This is a genomic window from Micrococcus sp. (assembly GCF_030523875.1).
Lineage (GTDB): Bacteria > Actinomycetota > Actinomycetes > Actinomycetales > Micrococcaceae > Micrococcus.
The window spans coordinates 9416-31806 of sequence record NZ_JAUNHR010000007.1 but is presented as its reverse complement, the minus strand read 5'-3'; the positions used below and the strand labels follow the sequence as shown (position 1 = coordinate 31806).

The following is a 22391-nucleotide window of genomic DNA, read 5'->3' as shown; positions in this document are numbered from 1 at the left end:
CGTGCGAGGGGGTCCTCGCGAGTGTACGCGGCGGGGCTCCGCCTGATGGAACCCTGGGTGTCACACCGGCGCCGCCTCCGAGCCGGGGCGCTCAGGCCCCGGGCAGGGAGGAGGCGTCCTTGAGCAGGGCCCGGTTCGGCTCGTGGTACTCCACGCGGGGCAGGGCGCGGCCGGCCTCGTAGACGAGGGAGGTCACGGAGGTCAGGGAGCACTCCCGCGAGCGCGGGTCGTGGGCCAGGGGGCGGCCCTCCACGGCCAGCCGGGTGACCCAGATGGGCAGCTGGTGGGAGACCAGGATCGCCTCCGCGCCGGGCCCGCCGGCCGCGAGGGCCTCGCCCTTGACGCGGTCCGCCGTCGCGAGCATGCGGGCGGCCTGCTGCCGGTAGGGCTCACCCCACGAGGGGGTCAGGGGGTTCCGCAGCAGCGGCCACAGGCGCGGGGAGCGCTTGAGGGTGGCCGCGACGTCGGACATCCCCTCGAAGGCGTTCTCCGCCTCGATCACGTCCGCCTCGGTGCGCAGCGGCCGGTCGAGGGCGGCGGCGATCGGGGCGGCCGTCTGCTGGGCGCGCAGCAGCGGGGAGGCGGCCACGATCTCCGGCCGGCGGCCGTGCTCGTCCGCCCGGCGCGCGAACCAGGCGGCCACGTCGTCGGCCATGCGCCGCCCCAGCTCGGACAGGCCGAACCCGTCCAGGCGGCCGTAGAGCACGCGCTCGGGGTTGTGGACTTCTCCGTGACGGACGAGGTGCACCGTGGCGAGGGTCTGCATGCGCCCAGTCTTCCAGACGGCCCCGCCCGGTACCGTGGGCGGCGTCAGACCCCGACCGAGGAGGACCATGTCCGGCACGTCCCCGCACGACCACCGCGACCGCAACCCCTACGGGGCCGATCCGCACGCCGGGTCCGCGCCGCGCTGGCCCGACGCCGACGCACAGAGCCCCTACGGCCGTCCCCCGGCGCAGGCCGGCGGGGACGAGCACGGGCAGGCGGTCCCCGCCTGGACCGGGCAGCAGGCGACCGCGCACCAGCCCGTCCCGCAGTGGGCCGGCCAGCCCGCCGCACAGGGGACGGGACAGCCCGGCGTCCCGGGGCCCGCCTGGTCCGGACAGCCCGCCGCGCCGGCGGCGCCCCGCCGTCCGGGCTCGATCACGGCGGCCTTCTGGCTGATCCTCTCCGCGGGGTCCCTGTTCCTGCTCACCACGCTGCTGGCCGGGCTGTCCCTGCTCACCGAGGCCGGCCGTCAGGCGCTCACCGAGGCCATGGAGCAGTCCTACCGGGACCTGGGCCTGACCGAGGCGCAGATACAGCAGTACCGGGACCTCGTCCCCTCGCTGCTGCCCGTGATGGCGGGCGTGACGATCGCCCTGGGCGTGCTGGCCTTCCTGGTCTACCTGCTGATCGCCCTGAAGATCCGCGGCGGCTCTCGGGCCGCCCGCACCGTGGGCACCGTGCTCGCGGTGCTCTCGGTGCTCATGTTGGGCGTGAACCTCGTGGTGGGTCCGCTCAACCCGTTCGAGCTGCTGTGGGTGGCGCTCGGGGCCGTGGGCGTCGGCATGGCCTACCGCAAGGATGCCACCGAGTACCTGCGTCTCAAGGCCTGGGAGCGCGCCGCCCGTCGCTGACGGTCCCCGCCGCCGAGGCCGGCGGCCACCGGCCTCAGGGCCGCGGCGCCTCGAGCAGGCGTGCCAGCCGGGCGGGGTCCACGCGCCAGAAGTCGCGCTGGACCCCGTCCACGAACAGCACCGGGACCTCCTCCGCGTAGGCCTCGAGCAGGTCCGGGTGCGCGGCGCCGTCGACCCTCTCCCACGCCTCACCCCGTGGGGCGCACACGCCCTCGACGGCGGCCTCGGCGTCCGCGCAGAGGTGGCACCCGGGCTTGACCAGGAGCTGGACGCGGGCGGCGGAGGCGGGGGGCGCGGGGAGCATGCGGCCATCCTAGGCGTGCTCCCCCGACGGCCGACCGCGGCCCCTCCCCTCCCCAGACACACGATGAGGCCGTCCGCCCCGGCGGGGGCGGACGGCCTCGTCAACCGCTCTCAGGGAGCGGGCGTCACTTCTTGTTGCGACGCTGGTGGCGGGTCTTGCGAAGCAGCTTGCGGTGCTTCTTCTTCGCCATGCGCTTGCGGCGCTTCTTGATGACAGATCCCATGGGGACTCCTTCGTCGGGGTGAGGGTCGGCGGGGCGTGGGGACCGCGGATGTCCGGGTCCTCCGGTCACGCCGACCCGCATTCCACCGGGTGTGGAACGCATGAAAACGTTCCCGGCCACACTACCGGTCCCCGCGGGCCCGCGTCGAACCGTCCCGCCGGGACGCCCGCGGGCGTGGTCAGTCGAACCAGGGGTCGAGGCCGTGCAGGGGGAAGACCTCACGGCGGGTGGCCATGATGGTCTGGTCCACGGGGTCGGCGGGGTCGTAGCCCACCTCCCACGAGCGCCACCATACGTCCGCGTCCTCGCCCATCACGGCGGGGACGCGCGCCTCCTCGTCCCCCTCGAAGAGGGACATGTCCCCCGTGAGGTCCTCCTCGCCCAGGCGCCGCACGTGCTCGCGCCAGGCCTCGGGCACCGGCGTGGACAGCGGCACCGGCTGGCCGGTGACGACGCCGACCAGGTGCGTCCACGACCGCGGCACCACGCGCAGGGGGTTGTAGCCGCCGCCGCCGGTGGCCAGCCACCGGCCGTGGGCGAACCGGTCGGCCCAGTCGCCCAGGTCGAAGGCCAGCTGGCGCTGGCCGTCCACGGACAGGCGCAGGTCCGCCAGGGGGTCCGCCGCGTGCGAGTCGCAGCCGTGCTGGGTGATCAGCACGTCCGGCGCGAACTCCTCGAGGAGCTGCGGGACCACGGCGTGCACGGCGCGCAGGAAGCCGGCGTCGCCGGTGCGCGGCGGCAGGGCCACGTTCACGGAGGTGCCGACCGCCTCGGGGCCGCCGGTCTCGTTGGCGAAGCCGGTGCCGGGGAAGAGGCTGATCCCCGTCTCGTGCAGGGAGATCGTCATCACGCGGGGGTCGTCGTAGAAGATCGACTGGGTGCCGTCCCCGTGGTGGGCGTCCACGTCCACGTAGGCCACGCGCTGCGCGCCGAGGTCCAGCAGGTGCTGGATGGCCAGCGCGCAGTCGTTGTAGATGCAGAACCCGGAGGCCTTGTCCCGGGCCGCGTGGTGCATGCCGCCCGAGAAGTTCACCGCGCGGGTGACCTCGCCGGACCAGATCGCCTCGGCCGCCGCGCGCGTGCCGCCGGCGATCCGCGCCGCCGACTCGTGCAGGTCGGGGAACGTGGGGCAGTCCTCGGAGCCCAGGCCGTGCGCCTCGTCCACCGCGGCGTCCTCGCACGAGGCCGCCCGCACGGCCGCGATGAACTCCGGGGAGTGCACCGTGGCCAGCTCCTCGTCCGAGGCCACCGGGGGCTGCAGGATCCGCACGTGCTCCGCCTCGAGCAGGCCGAGCGCCTCCGTGAGCCGGTGCGTCAGGTCCAGGCGCAGGGGCGCCATCGGGTGCTGCGCGCTGAACCGGTACTTCAGCAGGCTCGTGTCCCACACCACCGCGGCGGGTGCGGGCTGGACGGTCTCAGACGTCGCGGAGGTCACGCTTCAGGGTAGATCCGCCCACCGCCCCGGGGGCAAGCCCCGCCCGGATCGTGTCCCCTCCATGACGTGCGACGTCGGCACGGGCACCGCCCGGGCGGGGGGATACTGGACCCGGCCCGCCGGGCCGAGGCGGGGCCCGACCCCGGCGACCACCCACCAGGAGGTTCCCCATGGCCCCCGCCCCCGTGGCCGCGCTCCGGCGCGCGAGCGGCGCGGTGAGCGCCGTCGTCGCCGGCTCCCCCGCCCGCGCGGCCCTGTCCGCGTTCGCCCTCGGCGCCCTGCTGTTCACGGCGCTGCTGTCCCTGCCGATCGCCGCGGCCGACGGACGGGCCACCCCTCTGCACGACGCCATGTTCACCGCCGTCTCCGCCTTCTCCGTGACGGGGCTGACCACCGTGGACACCGCCGACCACTGGTCCTTCTGGGGACACCTGATCCTGCTGGCTGCCATGCAGATCGGCGGCCTGGGCATCCTGTCCATGGCCTCGCTGCTGACCCTGGCCGTGTCCCGGCACCTGGGCCTGCGGACCAAGCTCGCCACCCAGGAGTCCGGCATGACCACGGGCAACATGGGCGAGGTCGGCCGGCTGCTGCGGGTCGTGGTGGTCACCGTGCTCACGTGCGAGGCGGCGCTGGCGGTCATCCTGGTGCCCCAGTTCGCGGGGCTCTCCGGCTCGTGGGCCACGGGCCTGTGGCAGGGCGTCTTCTACTCGGTCAGCGCGTTCAACAACGCCGGGTTCGCGCTGCACGACGGCGGCGGCATCGCGGAGCTCGCGGGGCACCCGGTGATCGTCACCGTGATCGCCGTCGGCGTGTTCGCCGGCGCCCTGGGGTTCCCCGTGGTGATGGTGCTCCTGGACAAGGGCTGGCGGTTCCGCTCCTGGAACCTGCACACCAAGCTCACGGTGGAGGTGACGCTGGCGCTGCTGGTGCTCGGCGCCGTCGCCCTGTTCTTCTTCGAGGCCGGCAATCCGGCCACGCACGGCGGGATGGGCGTGGGGCAGCGCATCGCGCACTCGGTGTTCGGCTCCGTGATGACCCGTTCCGGGGGGTTCGCGATCGACGACACCGACAGCCACCGCCCCGAGTCCCTGCTGCTGATGGACGCCCTGATGTTCGTGGGCGGCGGCTCGGCCTCCACCGCCGGCGGCATCAAGGTGACGACGCTGGCCGTGATGTTCCTGGCGATCGTGGCCGAGGCCCGCGGCGACCGGGAGGTCACGGTGCACGGCCGCACGATCGCCCCCGAGACCCTGCGCGTGGCCATCTCCGTGCTCGCCCTCGGCTCCACGCTCGTGCTGCTGGCCACCCTGGCCCTCGTGTCCATCACCGGCGAGTCCCTGCAGCGGCCCCTCTTCGAGGTGATCTCCGCGTTCGGCACGTGCGGGCTGTCCGTGGGCGTCTCGGCGGAGGCCCCGCCAGCCGGGAAGTACCTGCTGACGGCCATGATGTTCGCCGGGCGCGTTGGTACGATCACGTTCGCCGCGGCCCTGGCCCTGCGCCAGCGCCGCGTGCTCTACCGCTACCCCGTCGAGAGGCCGATCCTTGGCTGACCAGCAGCGCACCGACCCGAACGCGCCCGTGCTCGTGATCGGCCTGGGGCGCTTCGGCGCCGCCACCGCCCAGGAGCTCGTGACCCAGGGCCGCGAGGTGCTCGCGATCGAGCGCGACCCGGGCCTCGTGCAGCGGTTCGCCCCCGTGCTCACGCACATCGTGGAGGCCGACGCCACGGACCCGGAGGCGCTGCGTCAGCTGGGCGCGCAGGACTTCGCCATGGCGGTGGTGGGCGTGGGCACCTCGATCGAGGCGTCCGTGCTGATCACCGCGAACCTCGTGGACCTGGAGATCCCCCACATCTGGGTCAAGGCCATCTCCGACGCGCACGGCACGATCCTCCAGCGGATCGGGGCGCAGCACATCATCTTCCCGGAGAAGGACGCCGGGGTCCGCGCCGCGCACCTGGTGAACGGGCGCATGCTGGACTTCATCGAGTTCGACGACGACTTCGCGATCGTGAAGATGTTCCCGCCGTCCGAGACCGTGGGCTTCACCCTGGCCGAGTCCAACGTGAGGCAGAAGTACGGGGTGACGATCGTGGGCGTGAAGACCCCCGGCGAGGACTTCACCTACGCCCAGCCGTTCACCCGCGTGGGCCCGCGCGACACCCTGATCGTCTCCGGCCACACGGACCTGATCGACCGCTTCGCCGCCCGGCCCTGAGCGGGAGGGCCCGGCAGGCTCAGCCGGCGAGCTCCTCGCCCATCTCCCGGTCCCGGGCGGCCGCGGCGTCCATGGCCGAGGCCACGAGCCGCTCGAACCCGCCGTCCTGCAGCGTGGCCACCGCGCGCTCCGTGGTGCCGTTCGGGCTCATGACGGCGCGGCGGAGGGTCTCGGCGCGCTCGTCGCCCTGGACGAGCATGGTGCCGGCGCCCTTCACGGTGGCGGCGGCCATGGCCTCCGCGACCTCGGGAGGCAGGCCCAGGTGACCGGCGTGCGCGGCGATCGCCTCGGCGAGCAGGAACACGTAGGCGGGGGCCGAGCCGGCCGCGGCCACCACCGCGGGCAGCTGGTCCTCCGTCACCGGCACCACGAGGCCCGAGCCGGCGAACAGCGACTCCACGAGGGCACGCTGCTCCTCCGTGACCCCCGGGGCCGGCGCCACGCCGACCACGCCCGAGCCCACCGTGAGCGGGGTGTTCGGCATGGTGCGCACGAGCGGCTGACCCGCCGGCAGGGCGGCGGCGAGCGTCTGCGCCCGCACGCCCGCGGCCACGGAGACCACCACGGTCTCCGGCCGCAGGGCCGGGGCGATCTGCCGGGCCGTGGCCACGATGTCCTTCGGCTTCACGCCGAGCAGCACCACGTCCGCCTCCGCCACGGCGGTCAGATTGGCGTCCGGGTCCTCCTCGGAGGAGAGCACCCGCACGCCCGGGAACCGGGCCGCCCTGGCCTCCGCCGAGGCGGCGCTGCGCGTGGTGGCGGCGACGCGGTCCGGCGTCGTGACGGAGGCGGCCAGCAGGCCGGTGAGGATCGCACCGGTCATGGAGCCGAGTCCGAGGATCGCGAGGCGGGGCTGGGAGGTCATGGTCGGTCCTTTCCGTGGGGATCCGGGGAGGGGCGACGCCGGCCGCCCGGGGTCAGTCGTCGGCGGCGGCCAGGTGCTCGCGGGCGAAGGCGAGCGAGGCGGCCAGCTTCTCCTCGCGCTCACCGGCGTAGGAGACGCCGCGGGTGCCCACCTCCACGCACACGGACCCGGCGAGCCCGGCCCGGCCCAGGTGCCGCAGGGACGCGGCCACGTCCTGGGTGCCCTCGCCGGGGACGAGGTGGGCGTCCTTGGTGCCGTCCACGCCGTCGGTGAGGTGCACGTGGCGCAGGCGCCGGCCCAGGCCGCGGACGTTCGCCAGCGAGTCCTCGCGGGCGATCGCGGCGTGGGAGAAGTCCCACGTGACGTGCTCGTAGGGCTCGGGCACGGGATCCCAGTGCGGCAGGTACATCGTCAGCTCCCGCCCCCGGGCGCGCCACGGGTACATGTTCTCCACCGCGATCACCACACCGGTCTCGACCATGATCTCGGCGATGCGCCGGGCGAACTGGGACGCGTACGTGCCCTGCCAGCGGAACGGCGGGTGCGCCACGACGGTCCGGGCGCCCACCGCCCGGGCGAGCTCCACGGAGCGCTCGATCTTGGACCAGGCCGTGCCCCACACCTGCTGGGTGAACAGCAGGGTGGGGGCGTGGATCGAGTCGATCCGCAGGCCGGTCCGCTCGGCGAGCGTGGCCAGCCGGTCCGCGTCCTGGCTGTACGCGTTGTGCGTGACCATGACCTCGACGCCGTCGTAGCCCAGGTCCTGGGCCATGGCGAAGACGTCCTGGGTGCCCAGCGGGAACACCGAGGAGGAGGACAGGGTCACGGGGATGTCCGCCCCGTGGCGGGTCTCCGGGGTGAGGTGCTCCGTGGAGACCAGCGGCGGGGCGAGCTGCGGCTCGCCGGGCAGCAGGGCGTGGGAGCCGGCGCGGGAGGCGCGGCGCCGCCCCGTCCGGGGGGCGGAGGCCCCCGGGTCCGGCGTCGGCGCCGTCATGTCAGCGCACCCCCAGACTCATGCCGGGCAGCAGGGAGTCCGCGTTGAGGTCCACATGGCCCACGCCGTGGCTGCCGTCCTTGGGCAGGTGCCCCTCCAGCATCAGGGCGTCCAGCCGGTTGAGGATCAGGCCCTCGCGCAGGGCCCACGGGCAGATCTCCAGCTGGGCGACGCCGAACGTGCGCATGGCCAGCAGCGCCACGAGCGCGCCGGCGAACACCTGGCGGGCCCGGACCTCGGAGACGCCCGGCAGGTCCGCGCGGTCCTCGGCGGGCATGGCCCCGAGCCGGTTCACCCACAGCTGCAGGTCGTCCGCGCGCAGGTGGCGCCTCACGTGGGGGCCCGCGGCCGACGGCGCCGCGCCCGTCAGGCGGGCCAGGGACCGGAACGTCTTGGACGTGGCCGTGACCAGCACGGGCGACTCCACCGCCGGGAAGCGCCGGAACGCGTCCTCGAGCTGGGCCTCCACGTGCTTGCGCAGCCTCTTGGCCTGCTTGGGGTTCGGCGGGTCGTCCGGCAGCCAGTCGCGGGTGAGCCGGCCCGCGCCGAGCGGCAGGGACAGGGCGTGCGTGGGCAGCTCGTCCTTGCCGTAGGCGATCTCGAACGAGCCGCCGCCGATGTCGAAGTTCAGGATCGAGCCGACGCCCCAGCCGTGCCAGCGGCGCACCGCGAAGTACGTCATCGCCGCCTCCTGGTCGCCCGCGAGCTCCATGAGGTGGACGCCGGTCTCCGCCTCCACGCGGGCCAGCACCTCCGGGCCGTTGGCGGCCTCGCGGATCGCGGAGGTGCAGAAGGAGATCATGTCCTGCGCGTCGTGCCGCTCGGCGAACGCCACGGCCTCCTTGATGAACCCGACCAGCTCGTCCTGGCCCTCCGCGCTGATCGCGCCGGCGTCGTCGAGGTAGCGGATCAGCGGCAGGTCCCGCTTGTGGTCCGCGTACGCCTCGGGGCGCGCGCCCGGCCGGCCGTCCACGAGCAGGAGGTGGACGGTGTTGGATCCGATGTCCAGGACGCCGAGACGCACGGGTCAGTCCTTCTTCCGGGAGGCGGGCTTCTTCGCCGCGGGCTTCGTGGCGGCGGCCTTCTTCGCGAGCGCCCTGCGGGCGGCCGGCTTCTTGGCGCCGGACTTCGTGGCCGGGCCCTTGGCGCGCTTGTCCGCGAGGAGCTGGTAGGCCTCCTCGGCGGTGAGCTGCTCCGGGTCCCTCCCGCGCGGCACGGTGATGTTGGTCTGGCCGTCCGTCACGTACGGGCCGAACCGGCCCTCCTTGACGGTGACCTTCTTGCCGGACACCGGGTCCTCGCCGAACTCGGCCAGCGGCGGCTTGGCCGTGCCGCGCCCGCGCTGCTTGGGCTGGGCGTAGATCTCGAGGGCCTGCTCCTGGGTGATGGAGAAGATCTGGTCCTCGGACTCGAGCGAGCGGGAGTCCGTGCCCTTCTTCAGGTACGGGCCGAACCGGCCGTTCTGCGCGGTGATGACCTCGCCCTCGGCGTCCGCGCCCACGATCCGGGGCAGGGACATCAGCTGCAGCGCCTGCTCCAGCGTGACCGTGTCCAGGGACATGGTCTTGAAGAGGGAGCCGGTGCGGGGCTTCTCCTTGGCCGGCTTCTTCTTGGGCTTGGGCTTGCCGTTCTTGTAGTACTCGGTGGGCTGCGCGTCCATCCAGGCCTGCAGCTGCTCCTCGGTCATCTCCTCGACGACCTCGGTGACGTAGGGCCCGTACCGGCCGTCCTTGGCGACGACGGTCCGCCCGGTCTCGGGGTCGGTGCCGAGCTCGCGCTCCCCCGTGCCGCCGCCGGCGGCCATGAGCTCCTCGGCCTTGGCCGGGGTGAGCTCGTCCGGGGCGAGGTCCTCGGGGACGTTCGCCCGGTCCGGGGTGGTGCCCTCGGCGGCGCCCTCGGGCAGGCGGCGCTCGAGGTACGGGCCGTACTGGCCCACGCGCAGGGTGATCTCGTCCGTGACGGGCAGGGAGTTCACGGCGCGGGCGTCGATCTCGCCGAGGTTCTCCACCACGTGCTTGAGTCCCTCCACGCCCTGCTCGGTCCGCTCGGCGGGGGCCCCGAAGTAGAACGTCTGCAGCCAGGCCTCGCGGGCCAGCTCGCCGGCGGCGATCCGGTCGAGGTCGTCCTCCATGCGGGCCGTGAAGTCGTAGTCCACGTACTTCGCGAAGTGGTCCTCGAGCAGGCCGATCACGGCGAACGCCGTCCAGGACGGCACGAGGGCGTTGCCCCGCTTGGAGACGTAGCCGCGGTCCATGATCGTGGAGATCGTGGGCGCGTATGTGGACGGGCGGCCGATCTCGCGGCGCTCGAGCTCGGCGACGATCGACGCCTCGGTGTACCGGGCGGGCGGGGAGGTCTCGTGGCCGGTGGGCTCCACCGGGTCGCCGGTGAGCACGTCCCCCTCGGCCACCTGCGGCAGGCGGCGGCCCACGGAGTCCTTCTCGTCCTCGCTCTCCGTGTCCCGGCCCTCCTCGTACGCGTCGAGGAAGCCCTTGAACGTGATGACGGTGCCCGAGGCGGCGAACTGGGCCTGCCGGCCGTCCTCGGCCGTGGCGGAGAAGCGCAGGGTGGCGGTGTAGCCCTTGGCGTCGGCCATCTGCGAGGCCACGGTGCGCTTCCAGATCAGCTCGTAGAGCCTGAACTCGTCCGGGCGCAGCTCGGCCTTGACCTGGGCGGGGGTGCGGAAGGAGTCTCCGGCGGGGCGGACGGCCTCGTGGGCCTCCTGCGCGTTCTCGGAGCGCTTGGCGTACGTGCGCGGCTGGGCGGGCACGGCGTCCTTGCCGTAGAGCTCGGTGGCCTGGGCGCGGGCGGCCTGCACGGCCTCCTGCGAGAGGTTCACCGAGTCCGTGCGCATGTAGGTGATGTAGCCGTTCTCGTACAGGCGCTGGGCCACCTGCATGGACACCCGCGAGCTCATGCGCAGCTTGCGGGAGGCCTCCTGCTGGAGGGTGGAGGTGGTGAACGGGGCGGCCGGGCGGCGGGTGTACGGCTTGTCCTCCACGGCGTCCACCGTGAAGTCCTTCCCGGCCAGGCCCTGCGCCAGCGACGACGCGGCCGCCTCGTCCAGGTGCGTCACCTTGCCCGACGAGGCGTCCTTGAGCGCGCCGGCGTCCGTGAAGTCGCGGCCGGTGGCCACGCGGCGGCCGTCCACGGTGGACAGGCGCGCGGTGAAGGAGGAGCCGGCGGCGCCGTCGGCCTGCGCGCCCTCGGCCACCGTGAAGGTGCCCTCCACGCCCCAGTAGCGGGCGGCCACGAACGCCATGCGCTCGCGCTCGCGCTCCACCACCAGGCGGGTGGCCACGGACTGCACGCGGCCGGCGGACAGGCCGCGGGAGACCTTGCGCCACAGCACCGGGGAGAGCTCGTAGCCGAACAGGCGGTCGAGGATGCGGCGGGTCTCCTGGGCGTCCACGAGGTGGGTGTCCAGCTCGCGGATGCCCTCGAGTCCGCGGCGCACGCCCTCCTTGGTGATCTCGCCGAAGGTCATGCGGTAGACGGGGACCTTGGGCTTGAGGGTGTCCAGCAGGTGCCACGCGATGGCCTCGCCCTCGCGGTCGGCGTCCGTGGCCAGGTAGAGGGCGTCCGCGTCCTTGAGCTCGCGCTTGAGCTCGGTGACCTTCTTCTTCTTGTCCGGGTGGACCACGTAGTACGGGGTGAAGCCGTGGTCCGTGTCCACGGCGAACTTGCCGTACGGGCCCTTCTTCATGTCCGCGGGCAGGTCCGAGGGCTTGGGCAGGTCGCGGATGTGGCCCACCGACGAGTCCACCACCCAGCCGGAGCCCACCGCGTTCAGGTACTTCGCGATGGACTTGCTCTTGGCCGGGGACTCCACGATGACCAGCTTCTTGCCCTCGGGCGTGGAGCCGGTCCTGGACGCGGATGCAGGGGACAAGGGGGTTCCTCCTCGGACGGGGATGGGCGGGACCGCCGACGACGGCGCCGCTCCGGCGCCCGTCATCCTACGGGCCGATCCCTCCACACTATCCACATCCGGCGGGCCCGTGCCGCGCGGGGCCCGTGCGGTGGACGGCGCGGTCCGCGCCCGACCGGGTCAGCCCGCCTCGGGCGCCGCCACCAGGAACCCGTCCTCGTACAGCTCCCGCAGCGCCGCGAGCAGGGCGGCCCGCCCCGCGTCGTCCAGCTCCAGCAGGGCGGCGACGGCGCCCACCAGCTGCCCCACGGAGAGCTCGCCGTCCGAGGCGGACAGCACGCCCGCCGTTGCGGTGTCCAGGCGGGCGGTGCGGCGGAAGCCGGAGCCCTGGCGGGCGAGGATCACCTCGGGGTGCTCGGCGCCGAACCGCTGGTGCCGCTCCTCGGTGACGTCCTCGGCCACCCGCAGGTGCAGGGAGCGCAGCGCGGCCAGGGCCGGGTCGCCCGCTCCCCCGACCGCGCCCGCGCCCGCGGCGAGCCGGTCCCGACGGGCGACGGCGGCGGCCCACGCGGGGCCGATCGCGTCGTCGATCGGCTGGAGGACCTCCTCGGCCACGGTCCACGCCCCGCCCTGGGAGCCGTCCTCGGCCGGGCGGCGCAGCCACACGTGGCCGAAGCCGACGCCGGCCACGCCCCGGGCGGCGAAGTCGGCGAGGTACTGGCCGTAGCGGCGCCGGTACTGCTCCGGGTCCAGCTCGAGCGAGGAGTCCTGCAGCCACGTCTCGGCGTAGCCGGCCGGGTCCTGGACGTCGCGCTGGACGACCCACGCCTGCATCCCCGGGGCCACCCAGGAGCGGGGCCGGGCGTCCCAGGCGGAGGCGGCCGGGGCGTCGTCGTCCGCGGCCGGGATCTCCCAGTTGGCCAGCAGGTGCGCGGTGCCGCCGGGGGTCAGGTGCGCCGGGACCGCGGCGACGAACTCTGCGACGAGGCGGTCCCCCTCGCGGCCGCCGTCCCGGTAGACCATCACGGGGGCGTCCGGGTCCGTGCGCGGTGTGATCACGAACGGCGGGTTGGAGACCACCATGTCGAAGCGCCGGCCGGCCACCGGCTCGAGCATGTCGCCGGTGAGCAGCTCGACCCGCTCCTGCGGGCGCTCGCGGTCCACGCCGAGCACCTCCGCGTTGAGCAGCAGGTTGAACAGCGTGAACTCCAGGCAGCGCGGCGCCAGGTCCGTGGCGGTGACGCGCCGCGCGTGGGCCAGCAGGTGCAGGGTCTGGATCCCGCAGCCGGCCCCGAGGTCCAGGGCGGTCTCCACGGGGCGGCGGTGCACGGCCCCGGCGAGGGTGAGCGAAGCCCGGCCGACGCCGAGGACGTGCTCGGCCGGCAGGGGGCCGCGCCGCTGGAGGGCGGTCTGGTCCGAGGCGACCCACAGGCGGCCGGGCTCGTCCGTCTCGTAGGGCGAGAGGTCGCACGTGGCGCGCACGGCCCCCTCGGGGTCGTCCGGGCGGGGGCCGGTGACGAGGCCGGCCCCGCGCAGCCCGTCCAGGCCCAGGGCCGGGACGGCGGCGGCGAGGTCCACGGCGGGCACGGCGTCGCCGAGCATGAAGGCCCCGACGACGGCGGCCAGCGGGCGGTCCTCCGCGGCGACGCCGTCGGCGAGGACGGCGCGGGCGGCCTCGGCGTGCTCGCGGTCCAGGGCGGCCACGGCCGTCGGCCCCAGCAGGGCCTCCACGGCCTCCGTGGTGTAGGGCAGGGCAGCGAGGTCCGCGGCCAGGGCGGCGGCCGCCGTCGGGGTCAGGCGGGGAGCGGGCGGGACCGTCTCCGAGGCGGCGGGGCGGCAGGTGGGGTCGATGCTCATGCGGCGCTCCGAGCGGTGCAGACGGGACAGGTCCAGAAGGCGTCCGCGGCGCAGTCGGCACAGCGGACGGTGAGGGTGGTGCAGGCCGGATCGGCGCAGTTGCGCAGGTCGGACGTGGGGGCCGCGCAGGCGTGGCAGCGGCCGATCGTCTCGGCGCCCTCGGTGAAGCGGATGGACAGGCGCCGGTCGAACACGGCGAGCTCGCCGTGCCACAGCCCGGCGTCCCCGAAGGCCTCCCCGTAGCGGACGATCCCGCCGTCGAGCTGGTAGACCTCCGCGAACCCACGGTCCCGGAGCAGTGCGGAGAGCACCTCGCAGCGCACCCCACCGGTGCAGTAGGCGACCACGGGCTGGTCCTTGAGGTGGTCCAGGGAGCCGGAGTCGACGGCGGCGAGCAGGTCCCGGGTGGTGTGCGCGTCCGGGACCACGGCCCCCTCGAACCGGCCGATCTGCGCCTCCACCGTGTTGCGCCCGTCGAGGAAGCGCACGGGCCGTCCCTGCGCGGCCCGTTCGGCGACGAGCGCGTGGACGCGGTCCGCGGGCAGGTGCTCGCCGGTTCCGACGACGCCGTCCGCGTCCACGCGGATCCGGTCGGGGGCGCCGAACGCCACGAGCTCCGGCCTCACCTTCACGGACAGGCGCGGGAAGTCCGCGGCGGAGCCGTCCGACCACTTCACCTCGAGGTCGCGGAACGCCGGGTGCTCCCGCGTCTGCCGCACGTACCGCTTCACCGCGTCCACGGGACCGCCGACGGTGCCGTTGATCCCCTGCGGGGACACGATGATCCGCCCCGTCAGGCCGAGGGAGGCGGCGAGGGTGCGCTGCCACAGCCGCACGGCCTCCGGGTCGGCGAGCGGGACGAAGCGGTAGTAGAGGGCGATCCGGGAGACGGGGCCGCGGCCCGCCGTCGCGGTGGGCGCCGGGACGGGCCGGGCGTCCGGCGGGGGGATCGTCGGGGAGGTCTGGGTCATCGGCGTCGAGCCTAGTCGGACGGCGTCTCGCGCCGGGCCCGGACGGCGCCGTCCACAGGGGGCCATGGTGCTGGACCGTCCCGGCGGCTACTGTCGGCGCCATGACGCAGACCATCGACGACATCCAGGTGGGCACGTGGTTCGCCGCGTGGTCCCGTTCCCGAGGCTATGAGACCCGCACCGAGGACGGCGTGCGCTCCGCGCTGCGCCAGAGGCGTCCGGCCCGCCGCATCCCCGGCGGCTCCGGCCGTGCCACCCTCGACATCCCCACGACATGGGAGCACATCCTCGTCGAGCCGGGCGAGGCCGAGCTCGCACCCGTGCTCGAGCAGCTCGGCGAGCACCCCGACCGGCTGGTCACGGTGTTCGGCGAGCCGGTCCAGGACCTGACCGCGGCCGGCCTGCACTCCGCCGCCGAGCCGGAGCGGTTCATGTCCGTGACCCTGGACCCCGAGGTCCAGGACGTCGAGCCCCCGATCCTCCCGGAGGGGTACGAGGCCCGCGTGGACGAGCCCGTGGAGGGCTCGCGCCGTCTGCGCCTGTACGCCTCCGGCCACGCCTCCACCGCCCCCGAGGGCGAGGACGAGCTCGCCGCCGTGGGCTGGGTGACCTTCGAGGACTCCACGGCCGTGTTCGACCGCATCTGGACCTCCCCCCAGCACCGGCGCCGCGGCCTCGGCAGCATCGTGATGCGCCACCTCACCAGCGAGGCGCTGAGCACGGGCCGGGACCTCGAGGAGGGCCTGCTGGTGGCCTCGCCGGACGGGCAGAAGCTCTACGGCCACCTCGGCTGGACCGACCTGGGCCCCGTCAGCATCTGGACACGAGCCGACGGGGAGCAGCCCGGGGCGGAGCACACCGGCACGATGGGGCGGTGACCCCCTCCCCCACCGCCGGCGACGTCCCCTGGCCCGACGGCGACCCCTGGGCCGCCCCCGCGGAGGGGGCAGCGGCGTGGAGCGGGGCGCCGCCCGCCCCCGTCCCTCCCACGGACGGGGCCGCGCCCTGGCACGACGCCGGCCCGTGGGTCCCGCCCGAGGACCTCGTCGTCGCCTCCCCCGAGGCGCGCGGGGCCCTCGCGGCCGCCCTGGGCCGCCGGTCCCTGCCGGAGCAGGTCCGGCACGTGACCACCCTCCCCGCCCGGCGGGCGCGCACCGCCCCGTGGCCGGAGGGCACCCCGGAGGGGCTCGTTCGGGCCTTCGGGGCGCGCGGCGTCCCGGCGCCCTGGGAGCACCAGGTGGCCGGCGCGGCGTCGGCCCTGGCCGGGCGGCACACGGTGCTGGCCACGGGCACCGCCTCCGGGAAGTCCCTGGGCTACCAGCTGGCCGTGGGGACCACCCTGGCCGACGACCCCCGCGCCACCGCCCTGTACCTGGCACCCACCAAGGCCCTCGCAGCGGACCAGCTCGCCTCCTGGCGCGCCCTCGAGCGGGACGGCGCGGCCTGGCTGCGGGCCGCCCCGTACGACGGCGACACCGCCCCTCAGGACCGGGTCTGGGCGCGCGAGCACGCCAACGTCCTCATGACGAACCCGGACATGCTGCACGTGGGGATCCTCCCCCACCATGAGCGGTGGGCGACGTTCCTGCGCCACCTGGCCTACGTGGTGGTGGATGAGTCCCACACCTATCGCGGCGTCTTCGGCTCCCAGGTGGGGATCCTGCTGCGCCGGCTGCGCCGGGTGGCCGCCCACTACCGCGGCGACCGGCCCGAGGCGGTGTTCGTGGGCGCCTCGGCCACCTCGGCGGCCCCCGCGGAGCACTTCGCCACCCTGGTCGGCGCGCCGGCCGTGGCCGTCACCGAGGACGCCTCCCCGCACGGGGCGGTGCACGTGGCGTTCTGGGAGCCGGAGCTCACGGACCGGCGCGGGGAGAACGGCGCACCCGTGCGCCGCTCCGCCACGGCCGCCGCCGCCGACCTGCTGACCGACCTCGCCCTCCAGCAGACCCGCACGCTCGCCTTCATCAAGTCCCGGCGGGGGGCCGAGGTCATCGCGAGCACGGCCAAGCGCCAGCTCGAGGAGGTGGAGGCCGGACTCGGCACGCGGATCGCCGCGTACCGCTCCGGCTACCTCCCGGAGGAGCGGCGCGCGCTCGAGGAGGCGCTGCGCTCGGGCCGCCTGCTGGGCATGGCCTCGACGCCGGCCCTCGAGATGGGCATCGACGTGGCCGGGCTCGACGCCGTGGTGGTGGCGGGCTGGCCGGGCACCCGCGCGTCGTTCTTCCAGCAGATCGGGCGGGCCGGTCGCGGAGGGCAGGACGCGCTCGCGTTCTTCGTGGCCTCGGACGACCCGCTGGACACGTTCGTGGTGGACCACCCGGAGGCCGTGTTCGACCTCGGCGTGGAGGACACCGTCCTGGACCCGGCCAACCCGCACCTGCTGGGCCCGCAGCTGTGCGCGGCGGCCGCCGAGCTGCCCCTGACACCGGACGCGCTCGACCGCTTCGGCGACCCCGCCCGGGTGCGGGAGCTGCTGAACGTGCTCGTGGAGCAGGGCCTGCTGCGCCGCCGTCCAGCCGGGTGGTTCTGGACGCACCCCGAGCACGCCGCCGGGCTGGTCTCCCTGCGGGACGACGGCGGCGGGCCCGTGGACATCGTGGACGTGGAGTCCGGGGCGCTGCTCGGCACCATGGACTCCCCGCAGACGCACCACCAGGCGCACCCCGGCGCCGTGTACGTCCACCAGGACCGCACGTTCCTGGTGGAGGAGCTGGACGAGGAGGGCCACGCGGTCCTGGTGCGCCGGGCGTGGCCGGACTTCACCACGCAGGCCAGGGACGTCACCGAGGTGGAGATCGTGGCGGTGCACCGCCGCCTGGACGCCGCCGGCTCCTCCCTGCGCTGGTGCCTCGGGGACCTGCAGGTGCGCACCCAGGTGATCTCCTTCCAGCGCAAGGCGCTGCTGTCCGGGGAGGTGCTCGGCGAGGAGCCCCTGGACCTGCCCGCCCGGGACCTGTTCACGTCCGGCGTGTGGTTCCAGGCGTCCTCGGACGAGCTGGTGGCGGCGGGGCTGACCATGGACCGGCTGCCCGGCGCCCTGCACGCGGCCGAGCACGCCATGATCGGGATGATGCCGCTCGTGGCCTCGAACGACCGTTGGGACATCGGAGGGGTGTCCATGGTGCTGCACCCGGACACCGGCTCGCCCGCGGTGTTCGTGTACGACGGCCGCCCGGGCGGGGCCGGGTTCGCCGAGCGGGGGTTCGCCCAGGCGCGCCGCTGGGTGGAGGCCACCGCCGGGGCGATCGCGGCGTGCGAGTGCGAGGACGGCTGCCCGTCCTGTGTGCAGTCCCCCAAGTGCGGCAACCGCAACAGCCCGCTGGACAAGGCCGGGGCCCTGACCGTGCTGCGGTTCCTGCTCGAGCGGTTCGACGACCTCGCCGAGGTGCCCGCCGACATCCCGGACGTGGCCTGACCGGCAGGGGCGACCACGCCCGATCATCCCGGGCCGGCGCCCGGCAGCGGGGCGCCGGCGACGGCGGTCGCCTCCCCCGGCGGCAGCGGGAGCGGCCCCCGATGCACCTCCACGGCCACGAGCATGGACCCGTCCTCCCGTGCCGTGCACGCGGTGACCACGGCTCCGTTGCGCTCTGCGGTGTCCTCGGCGATCCCGCAGGGGTCGTGGTCGGTCAGCCCGCGACGGGCGTCCGCGGCCGCGAGCGCGGCCAGGTCGGCGGCGCCGGAGGCGCGGGCGGAGACGACGGCGGCCTCGCCCACCGCCAGGACGGCGGCGAGCAGGCCAGCGGCCAGCAGGGCGGTGCCGAGGACCGTCGCGGTGCCGGAGCCGGTCTCGTCCGTCCACGGCGGGCGCGGGGCGGGCGCCCGGGCGTCGTCGGGGGCGGTCATGAGCGCACCGTGAACGGCGGCGGCTGCAGCGGGGCGGACGCCTCGGCGCGGAGCAGCGCCCCGGCCAGGAAGCCGGGGCCGGCGTGGGTGACGGTCACCGTGGCCCAGCCGTCCACCGTGTCCAGCCGGACGTCGGCCCCGTCCCCGGCCATGCGGGCCGCGGAGGCCCGGGCGGCGTCCTCCCCGTCCCCGCGAGCCAGCACCCGCGCCGCCGAGGCGGCGGCGTCCTGGTTGCGCACCTGCTGCACGGCGGCTGCGCCGGCCAGCAGCACCGCCACGCCCCCCGGCAGCCGCCCGGCGTCCCCGCCCGTCCGGGCGCCGCGGCCCCCGGTGCGCACCCGGGCGGGGGCCGGGCCGCCGCCGCCCCGGCCGCCCCACGGGCGGCCGGGCCGGCGGAGGATCGGGCGGTCCTCAGTCACGGGAGAGCGCCTGGGAGACGAGGTCCACCAGCAGGCCCTGCACCTCGGGGCTGGTGAGGACCACGGCCAGCACGCCGGCGAAGCCGACCGCGGCCAACGTGAGGATGCCGTACTCGGCGGTCTGGGCGCCGGTCTCGTCGGCGGCGGCCTCGGTGACGGCCGCCGCGCGCGCGGCGCCGAGGGTGGTGGTGAGGGTCTGCTGCAGGGCGGTGGAGAGCGGGGTCATGGGATTCCTCCTGGGTGTGGGGCCGGCTCGGCGAGCGGGCCTCGGTGTGATGGCTGCGTCCCGGGTGGGCCGCTGATCCCAGACTGGGCGGCCGGAGCGGCCGGCGGGCGGGCGAGCGGGCCCTCCGTGGACGGGGCCCCGGGCGGTGGAGCCCTGTGCAGGAGCGGAACGCCCCCGCCACCGCCCGACGCGGTCACCCGCCGAGCAGGGCCAGGCCCATGGGGGCGACGCCCCAGCACACGAACGCCGGCAGCTGGCACAGCCCCAGCGGGACCACGAGCCGCACCGCCAGCTCCTCCGCGGCGCGCTCGTCCGCGCGTCGCCGGGCCTGCCGCATCCCCTCGGCGGCGGCCGCGAGGGTCCCGCGTCCGGCCATGCCGGTGCGGTGCAGGGGGCGCAGCCGCTCGCCGAGGGTCCGCCACGCGGGCCGGTCGGCGACCGGCTCCCATGCCTCGTCCCAGTCCGCGCCCCACCGCAGCAGCGTGGTGACCACGCGCAGGTCCTGCGCTCCGGGCAGGCAGGCGGCGAAGTCGTCGAGCGCCGTGGGCAGGGACCGGCCCGCCCCGAGCAGGGCCGCGGCCACGTCCAGGACGACGGCGGGGTCCGCCTCGGCCCCGTCACCGGCGGCCCGGCGCAGGGCCAGGCGTGTCCAGGCGCGGCCGGCCGCCGTGAGCGCGCCGCCCAGCATCAGGAGCACCCACCCCAGCGGGGTGGCCAGCAGCTCCACCGGCCCCATGCCCAGCAGCCAGGCCAGGCCGAGGCCGCCCACCGGCAGCCAGGAGAGCAGCCGGGCGGTGGCCCGCGGGCCGGCCGCGGCGGACCGGCGTGCGCGCGCGGCGTCCAACCACGCCTCGAGGGCGTCGGCTAGGCGCGCGGCGACGGCGGACGGTGCGGCCCCGGCCCGGCGCGCGGCGGCCAGGGCGGCGTCGGTGAGGGCCCAGGGGTCGGCGTCGTGCTCACCCCGGACCTCGCCGGCCTCGATCCCCCATCGGGCGTGCACGGCGCGGCGCCGGGCCTCGTGGTGCGGGCAGCAGCGCGGGCCGGGGTCCGTGCACGGCGGGGAGCCGCGGGCGACCTCCTCCCAGGCCGCGTCCGGGGCCAGTCCGGCCCGCAGCAGCGCCGCCCACCGGCGCAGGGCCTCCACGGCCTCCTCGAGCCGGGCCTCGGCGCGCTCCTCCCGCCCGGCCCGGCCCCGCAGCGACGCGAGCAGCCGCCCCGCCCGGCTCATCCGTCCGCTTCGGGTGAGGACGTCGCCGCGCGCCCGGCCAGCCGGGCCCGGAGCAGGACCAGGCCGGGCCCCTCGCGGGTGCCGTCCCCGGGCGTCCAGGTCAGGGCGGGGGTGACGCGCAGCGGGGCGGCCGGGTCTGCGGGCCGATCGGGCACCGCGAGCACCGCGGGGTGCCGCCCCTGGCCGTCCCGCACGACGTGCAGCACGGCGTCCACCCCGGCCCGGGCCTGCGCTGCCACGGCCGCCGGCGACCACCCCGCCAGGGCGCCCATCGCGGTCAGGCGGGCGGGGACGTCGTCGGCGGCGTTGGCGTGGAGGGTTCCCCACGCGCCCTGGTGGCCGGTGTTCAGGGCGGTGAGCAGGTCCGCGACCTCGGCGCCGCGGCACTCGCCCACCACCAGGCGGTCCGGGCGCATGCGCAGGGCCTGCCGGATGAGCTCGGCGAGAGTCACCTCGCCCGCCCCGTCCGCGTTGGGGGCGCGAGTCTGCAGCGGGATGACGTGGGGATGCGCGGGGGCGGCCTCGCGGGTGTCCTCCACGAGCACGATCCGCTCGTCCGGGGCCGCCGCGGACAGGGCGGCGGACAGCAGCGTGGTCTTGCCGGAGCCGGTGGCCCCGCTGACCAGCACGGTGGCGTGGCCGGCCACGAGCTCCGCCAGCGCCGCGCCCCACCGGGCGCCGTCGGGCCAGCCCCTCGCCAGCGCGTCCAACGACGGCGGCGCGGGGGCGGGCACGCGCAGGCTCAGCACGGCGCCGCCTCCGCTGACCGGGGGCAGTGCGGCGTGCACGCGCACGCCGTCCAGGCGGGCGTCGGCCAGGGGCACGGCCGGGTCGAGTCGGCGGCCGGCCTGCGTGACGAGGCGCACCGCCAGCATCTCGGCCTCCCCCGCCCTCAGGGTGAGCGGCCGGCGCACCAGTCCCTCCGTCCCGTCCGTCCACACGTGGCCGTCGGCGTCCACGAGCACGTCCGTGACGCCGTCCCGTCGCACCCACGGGGCCAGCGGGCCGAAGCCGGTGAGCTCCTCCGTGATCGCCTCCGCGCGCCGACCGCCGACGTGGTCCCCGCCCATTCCTGAGGACGTCACCGCTGTCCCGTCCTCGGGTCCGGGGACGGCGAGGGCCCCGCGCACCGCCTCCAGCACGGAGGGTTCGGCGCCGAGCGGGGCCCGGGCGAGCGTCTCGGCGGCGGCGCGCCGCACGGCGTCCAGGGACTCCGGCGGGGCGGCGACGGCCTCGACGGCGCGTCCCCTCCGCCCCCATGCCCGCGTCCTGGCAGAGAGGGGCGGTCCCGGGGTGGCGGGCTCCTGTGGCGGGGCCTCCCGGCGTCTCCGGTCCCGGGCGGACGGCCCGGTCAGTCGCGGCCGGAGCCGGTGACGGACGGCGGGGGCGGACGGATCGGCGGGCACCCAGGCGCGCATGGGGCCTCCTCGGCGGGGTCGGGACGGAGACGGGGACGGGCCCGGCCAGTCCACCCGGTCCGCGCCGCAGGCGGGGCCGCGCCGACACGTCCTGGGGACGGCTCGTCCGCACCGGCGCCCTGTGCAGGACCGGTCGCCCCCGGGTCTCCTCGACGCCGGGACAGGGCCGTCACCGCGCCGACGTCAGCCCCGCACGGGACGGTGCGTGGCCGCGTCCACCACCCGCGTCCCGTCCCACGGCTCGTCCCAGCCGAGCAGGTGCAGGAGGCGGTCCAGCAGGGCCGCGGTGAAGCCCCACACCAGCCGGTCCCCCGCCAGGAACCCCGGGGTGATGCCGCGCCGGCCGCCGGGGCGGGCCACCCGCACGCGGTGGTCGGGGTCCACCAGATCCGCCACGGGCAGGCGGAACACGGCCGCGGCCTCGCCGTGGTCCACCACCGCCACGTCCGTGGCGCGACGCCACCACGCGATCACCGGGTGCACCACGTGCCCGGAGACGCTCACGGGCACGGGCGGGAGCACGCCCACCACGTCGACGCCGGCCGGGTCCAGCCCCGTCTCCTCACGCGCCTCGCGCAGGGCGGTGGCCACCACGTCCTCGTCCTCGGGGTCCACGCGCCCGCCGGGGAACGCGACCTGGCCGGCGTGCTGGCGCAGGGGGGCCGCGCGCTGGGTCAGGAGCACGTCCACGTCGGGGTGCACGGCCCGGGAGGAGCGGTCGGCGGGGACGTCGTCGAGGGCGCCGAACAGGATCAGCACCGCGGAGGGACGGGCGTCCGCCGGGACGGGCCAGTCCAGGCCCCACGTGGCCGTGGAGGCCGCCGGGACCCGGGTGAGGGACCCCGGGTCGGCGCGGCCGGGGACCGCGTCCGCGGGGACGCCGTGCTCCGCCACC

21 protein-coding genes are annotated in these 22391 nt (G+C 76.0%); 5 read left to right on the top strand and 16 right to left on the bottom strand.

Annotation, left to right across the window (positions count from 1 at the left end; all coding sequences use genetic code 11):
- Positions 1–91: 91 nt before the first annotated feature.
- Positions 92–766 (bottom strand): histidine phosphatase family protein, encoded by a 675-nt coding sequence (locus Q4D18_RS01980; RefSeq protein ID WP_303125228.1) that lies wholly within the window; start codon positions 764–766, stop codon positions 92–94.
- A 67-nt stretch (positions 767–833) separates the two neighbouring features.
- Here Q4D18_RS01980 and Q4D18_RS01975 point away from each other — a divergent pair, with 67 nt between their 5' ends.
- Positions 834–1619 carry a hypothetical protein gene (locus tag Q4D18_RS01975; protein WP_303125227.1) on the top strand — a complete coding sequence of 262 codons (786 nt, stop codon included), beginning with the start codon at positions 834–836 and terminating at the stop codon, positions 1617–1619.
- Positions 1620–1653: 34 nt separating this feature from the next.
- Here Q4D18_RS01975 and Q4D18_RS01970 read toward each other — a convergent pair whose 3' ends face one another.
- From Q4D18_RS01970 to Q4D18_RS01960, 3 genes are all read right to left on the bottom strand, one after another.
- Positions 1654–1923: a glutaredoxin family protein gene (locus Q4D18_RS01970; protein WP_303125226.1), complete on the bottom strand. Its 270-nt coding sequence runs from the start codon at positions 1921–1923 to the stop codon at positions 1654–1656.
- A gap of 124 nt (positions 1924–2047) precedes the next feature.
- Positions 2048–2146: an AURKAIP1/COX24 domain-containing protein gene (locus Q4D18_RS01965; RefSeq protein ID WP_003792170.1), complete on the bottom strand. Its 99-nt coding sequence runs from the start codon at positions 2144–2146 to the stop codon at positions 2048–2050.
- Between the two features lie 178 nt (positions 2147–2324).
- The gene (locus tag Q4D18_RS01960; protein ID WP_303125275.1) at positions 2325–3485 is read right to left on the bottom strand and encodes an acetoin utilization protein AcuC; all 1161 of its coding nucleotides are present in this window, start codon (positions 3483–3485) and stop codon (positions 2325–2327) included.
- A gap of 266 nt (positions 3486–3751) precedes the next feature.
- Here Q4D18_RS01960 and Q4D18_RS01955 point away from each other — a divergent pair, with 266 nt between their 5' ends.
- Both Q4D18_RS01955 and Q4D18_RS01950 read left to right on the top strand, forming a co-directional pair.
- A complete protein-coding gene (locus Q4D18_RS01955; protein ID WP_303125225.1) occupies positions 3752–5134 on the top strand; it encodes a TrkH family potassium uptake protein in 1383 nt (460 codons plus the stop codon).
- Positions 5127–5801, top strand: coding sequence for a TrkA family potassium uptake protein (locus Q4D18_RS01950; protein ID WP_303125224.1), 675 nt, complete (start codon positions 5127–5129; stop codon positions 5799–5801). Before Q4D18_RS01955 ends, Q4D18_RS01950 begins: the two co-directional genes overlap by 8 nt.
- Before the next feature lie 19 nt (positions 5802–5820).
- Here the strand turns inward: Q4D18_RS01950 and proC are convergent, their stop codons facing one another.
- The 6 genes from proC to Q4D18_RS01920 all read right to left on the bottom strand — a co-directional run bounded on the left by proC (position 5821) and on the right by Q4D18_RS01920 (position 14359).
- Complete coding sequence (gene proC / locus Q4D18_RS01945; protein ID WP_303125223.1) at positions 5821–6666, bottom strand: pyrroline-5-carboxylate reductase; 846 nt, start codon at positions 6664–6666, stop codon at positions 5821–5823.
- Between the two features lie 52 nt (positions 6667–6718).
- Positions 6719–7660 carry a sugar phosphate isomerase/epimerase gene (locus Q4D18_RS01940; protein ID WP_303125222.1) on the bottom strand — a complete coding sequence of 314 codons (942 nt, stop codon included), beginning with the start codon at positions 7658–7660 and terminating at the stop codon, positions 6719–6721.
- Between the two features lies 1 nt (position 7661).
- Entirely contained in the window at positions 7662–8684 is a 1023-nt protein-coding gene (locus Q4D18_RS01935) for a Ppx/GppA family phosphatase (RefSeq protein WP_303125220.1), read from the bottom strand.
- A 3-nt stretch (positions 8685–8687) separates the two neighbouring features.
- Complete coding sequence (topA, locus tag Q4D18_RS01930) at positions 8688–11552, bottom strand: type I DNA topoisomerase (protein ID WP_303125219.1); 2865 nt, start codon at positions 11550–11552, stop codon at positions 8688–8690.
- 159 nt (positions 11553–11711) lie between these two features.
- Positions 11712–13388 (bottom strand): methyltransferase, encoded by a 1677-nt coding sequence (locus Q4D18_RS01925; protein ID WP_303125217.1) that lies wholly within the window; start codon positions 13386–13388, stop codon positions 11712–11714.
- Positions 13385–14359: a rhodanese-related sulfurtransferase gene (locus tag Q4D18_RS01920; RefSeq protein ID WP_303125215.1), complete on the bottom strand. Its 975-nt coding sequence runs from the start codon at positions 14357–14359 to the stop codon at positions 13385–13387. The genes Q4D18_RS01925 and Q4D18_RS01920 overlap by 4 nt, the downstream gene beginning before the upstream one ends.
- A 101-nt stretch (positions 14360–14460) precedes the next feature.
- Here Q4D18_RS01920 and Q4D18_RS01915 point away from each other — a divergent pair, with 101 nt between their 5' ends.
- Positions 14461–15237 (top strand): GNAT family N-acetyltransferase, encoded by a 777-nt coding sequence (locus Q4D18_RS01915; RefSeq protein WP_303125213.1) that lies wholly within the window; start codon positions 14461–14463, stop codon positions 15235–15237.
- A 209-nt stretch (positions 15238–15446) separates the two neighbouring features.
- Positions 15447–17774 (top strand): DEAD/DEAH box helicase, encoded by a 2328-nt coding sequence (locus tag Q4D18_RS01910; protein ID WP_303125273.1) that lies wholly within the window; start codon positions 15447–15449, stop codon positions 17772–17774.
- A gap of 23 nt (positions 17775–17797) precedes the next feature.
- Here Q4D18_RS01910 and Q4D18_RS01905 read toward each other — a convergent pair whose 3' ends face one another.
- From Q4D18_RS01905 to Q4D18_RS01880, 6 genes are all read right to left on the bottom strand, one after another.
- Entirely contained in the window at positions 17798–18205 is a 408-nt protein-coding gene (locus Q4D18_RS01905; RefSeq protein WP_303125211.1) for an Rv3654c family TadE-like protein, read from the bottom strand.
- The gene (locus Q4D18_RS01900; RefSeq protein WP_303125210.1) at positions 18202–18624 is read right to left on the bottom strand and encodes a TadE family type IV pilus minor pilin; all 423 of its coding nucleotides are present in this window, start codon (positions 18622–18624) and stop codon (positions 18202–18204) included. The genes Q4D18_RS01905 and Q4D18_RS01900 overlap by 4 nt, the downstream gene beginning before the upstream one ends.
- Positions 18617–18850, bottom strand: coding sequence for a DUF4244 domain-containing protein (locus Q4D18_RS01895; RefSeq protein ID WP_303125209.1), 234 nt, complete (start codon positions 18848–18850; stop codon positions 18617–18619). The genes Q4D18_RS01900 and Q4D18_RS01895 overlap by 8 nt, the downstream gene beginning before the upstream one ends.
- A gap of 193 nt (positions 18851–19043) precedes the next feature.
- Complete coding sequence (locus Q4D18_RS01890; protein WP_303125207.1) at positions 19044–20078, bottom strand: secretion system protein F; 1035 nt, start codon at positions 20076–20078, stop codon at positions 19044–19046.
- Positions 20075–21277, bottom strand: a complete 1203-nt coding sequence (locus Q4D18_RS01885; protein WP_303125205.1) for a CpaF family protein — start codon at positions 21275–21277, stop codon at positions 20075–20077. The genes Q4D18_RS01890 and Q4D18_RS01885 overlap by 4 nt, the downstream gene beginning before the upstream one ends.
- A 402-nt stretch (positions 21278–21679) precedes the next feature.
- Positions 21680–22390: a CoA pyrophosphatase gene (locus tag Q4D18_RS01880; protein WP_303125204.1), complete on the bottom strand. Its 711-nt coding sequence runs from the start codon at positions 22388–22390 to the stop codon at positions 21680–21682.
- Position 22391: the final 1 nt, after the last annotated feature.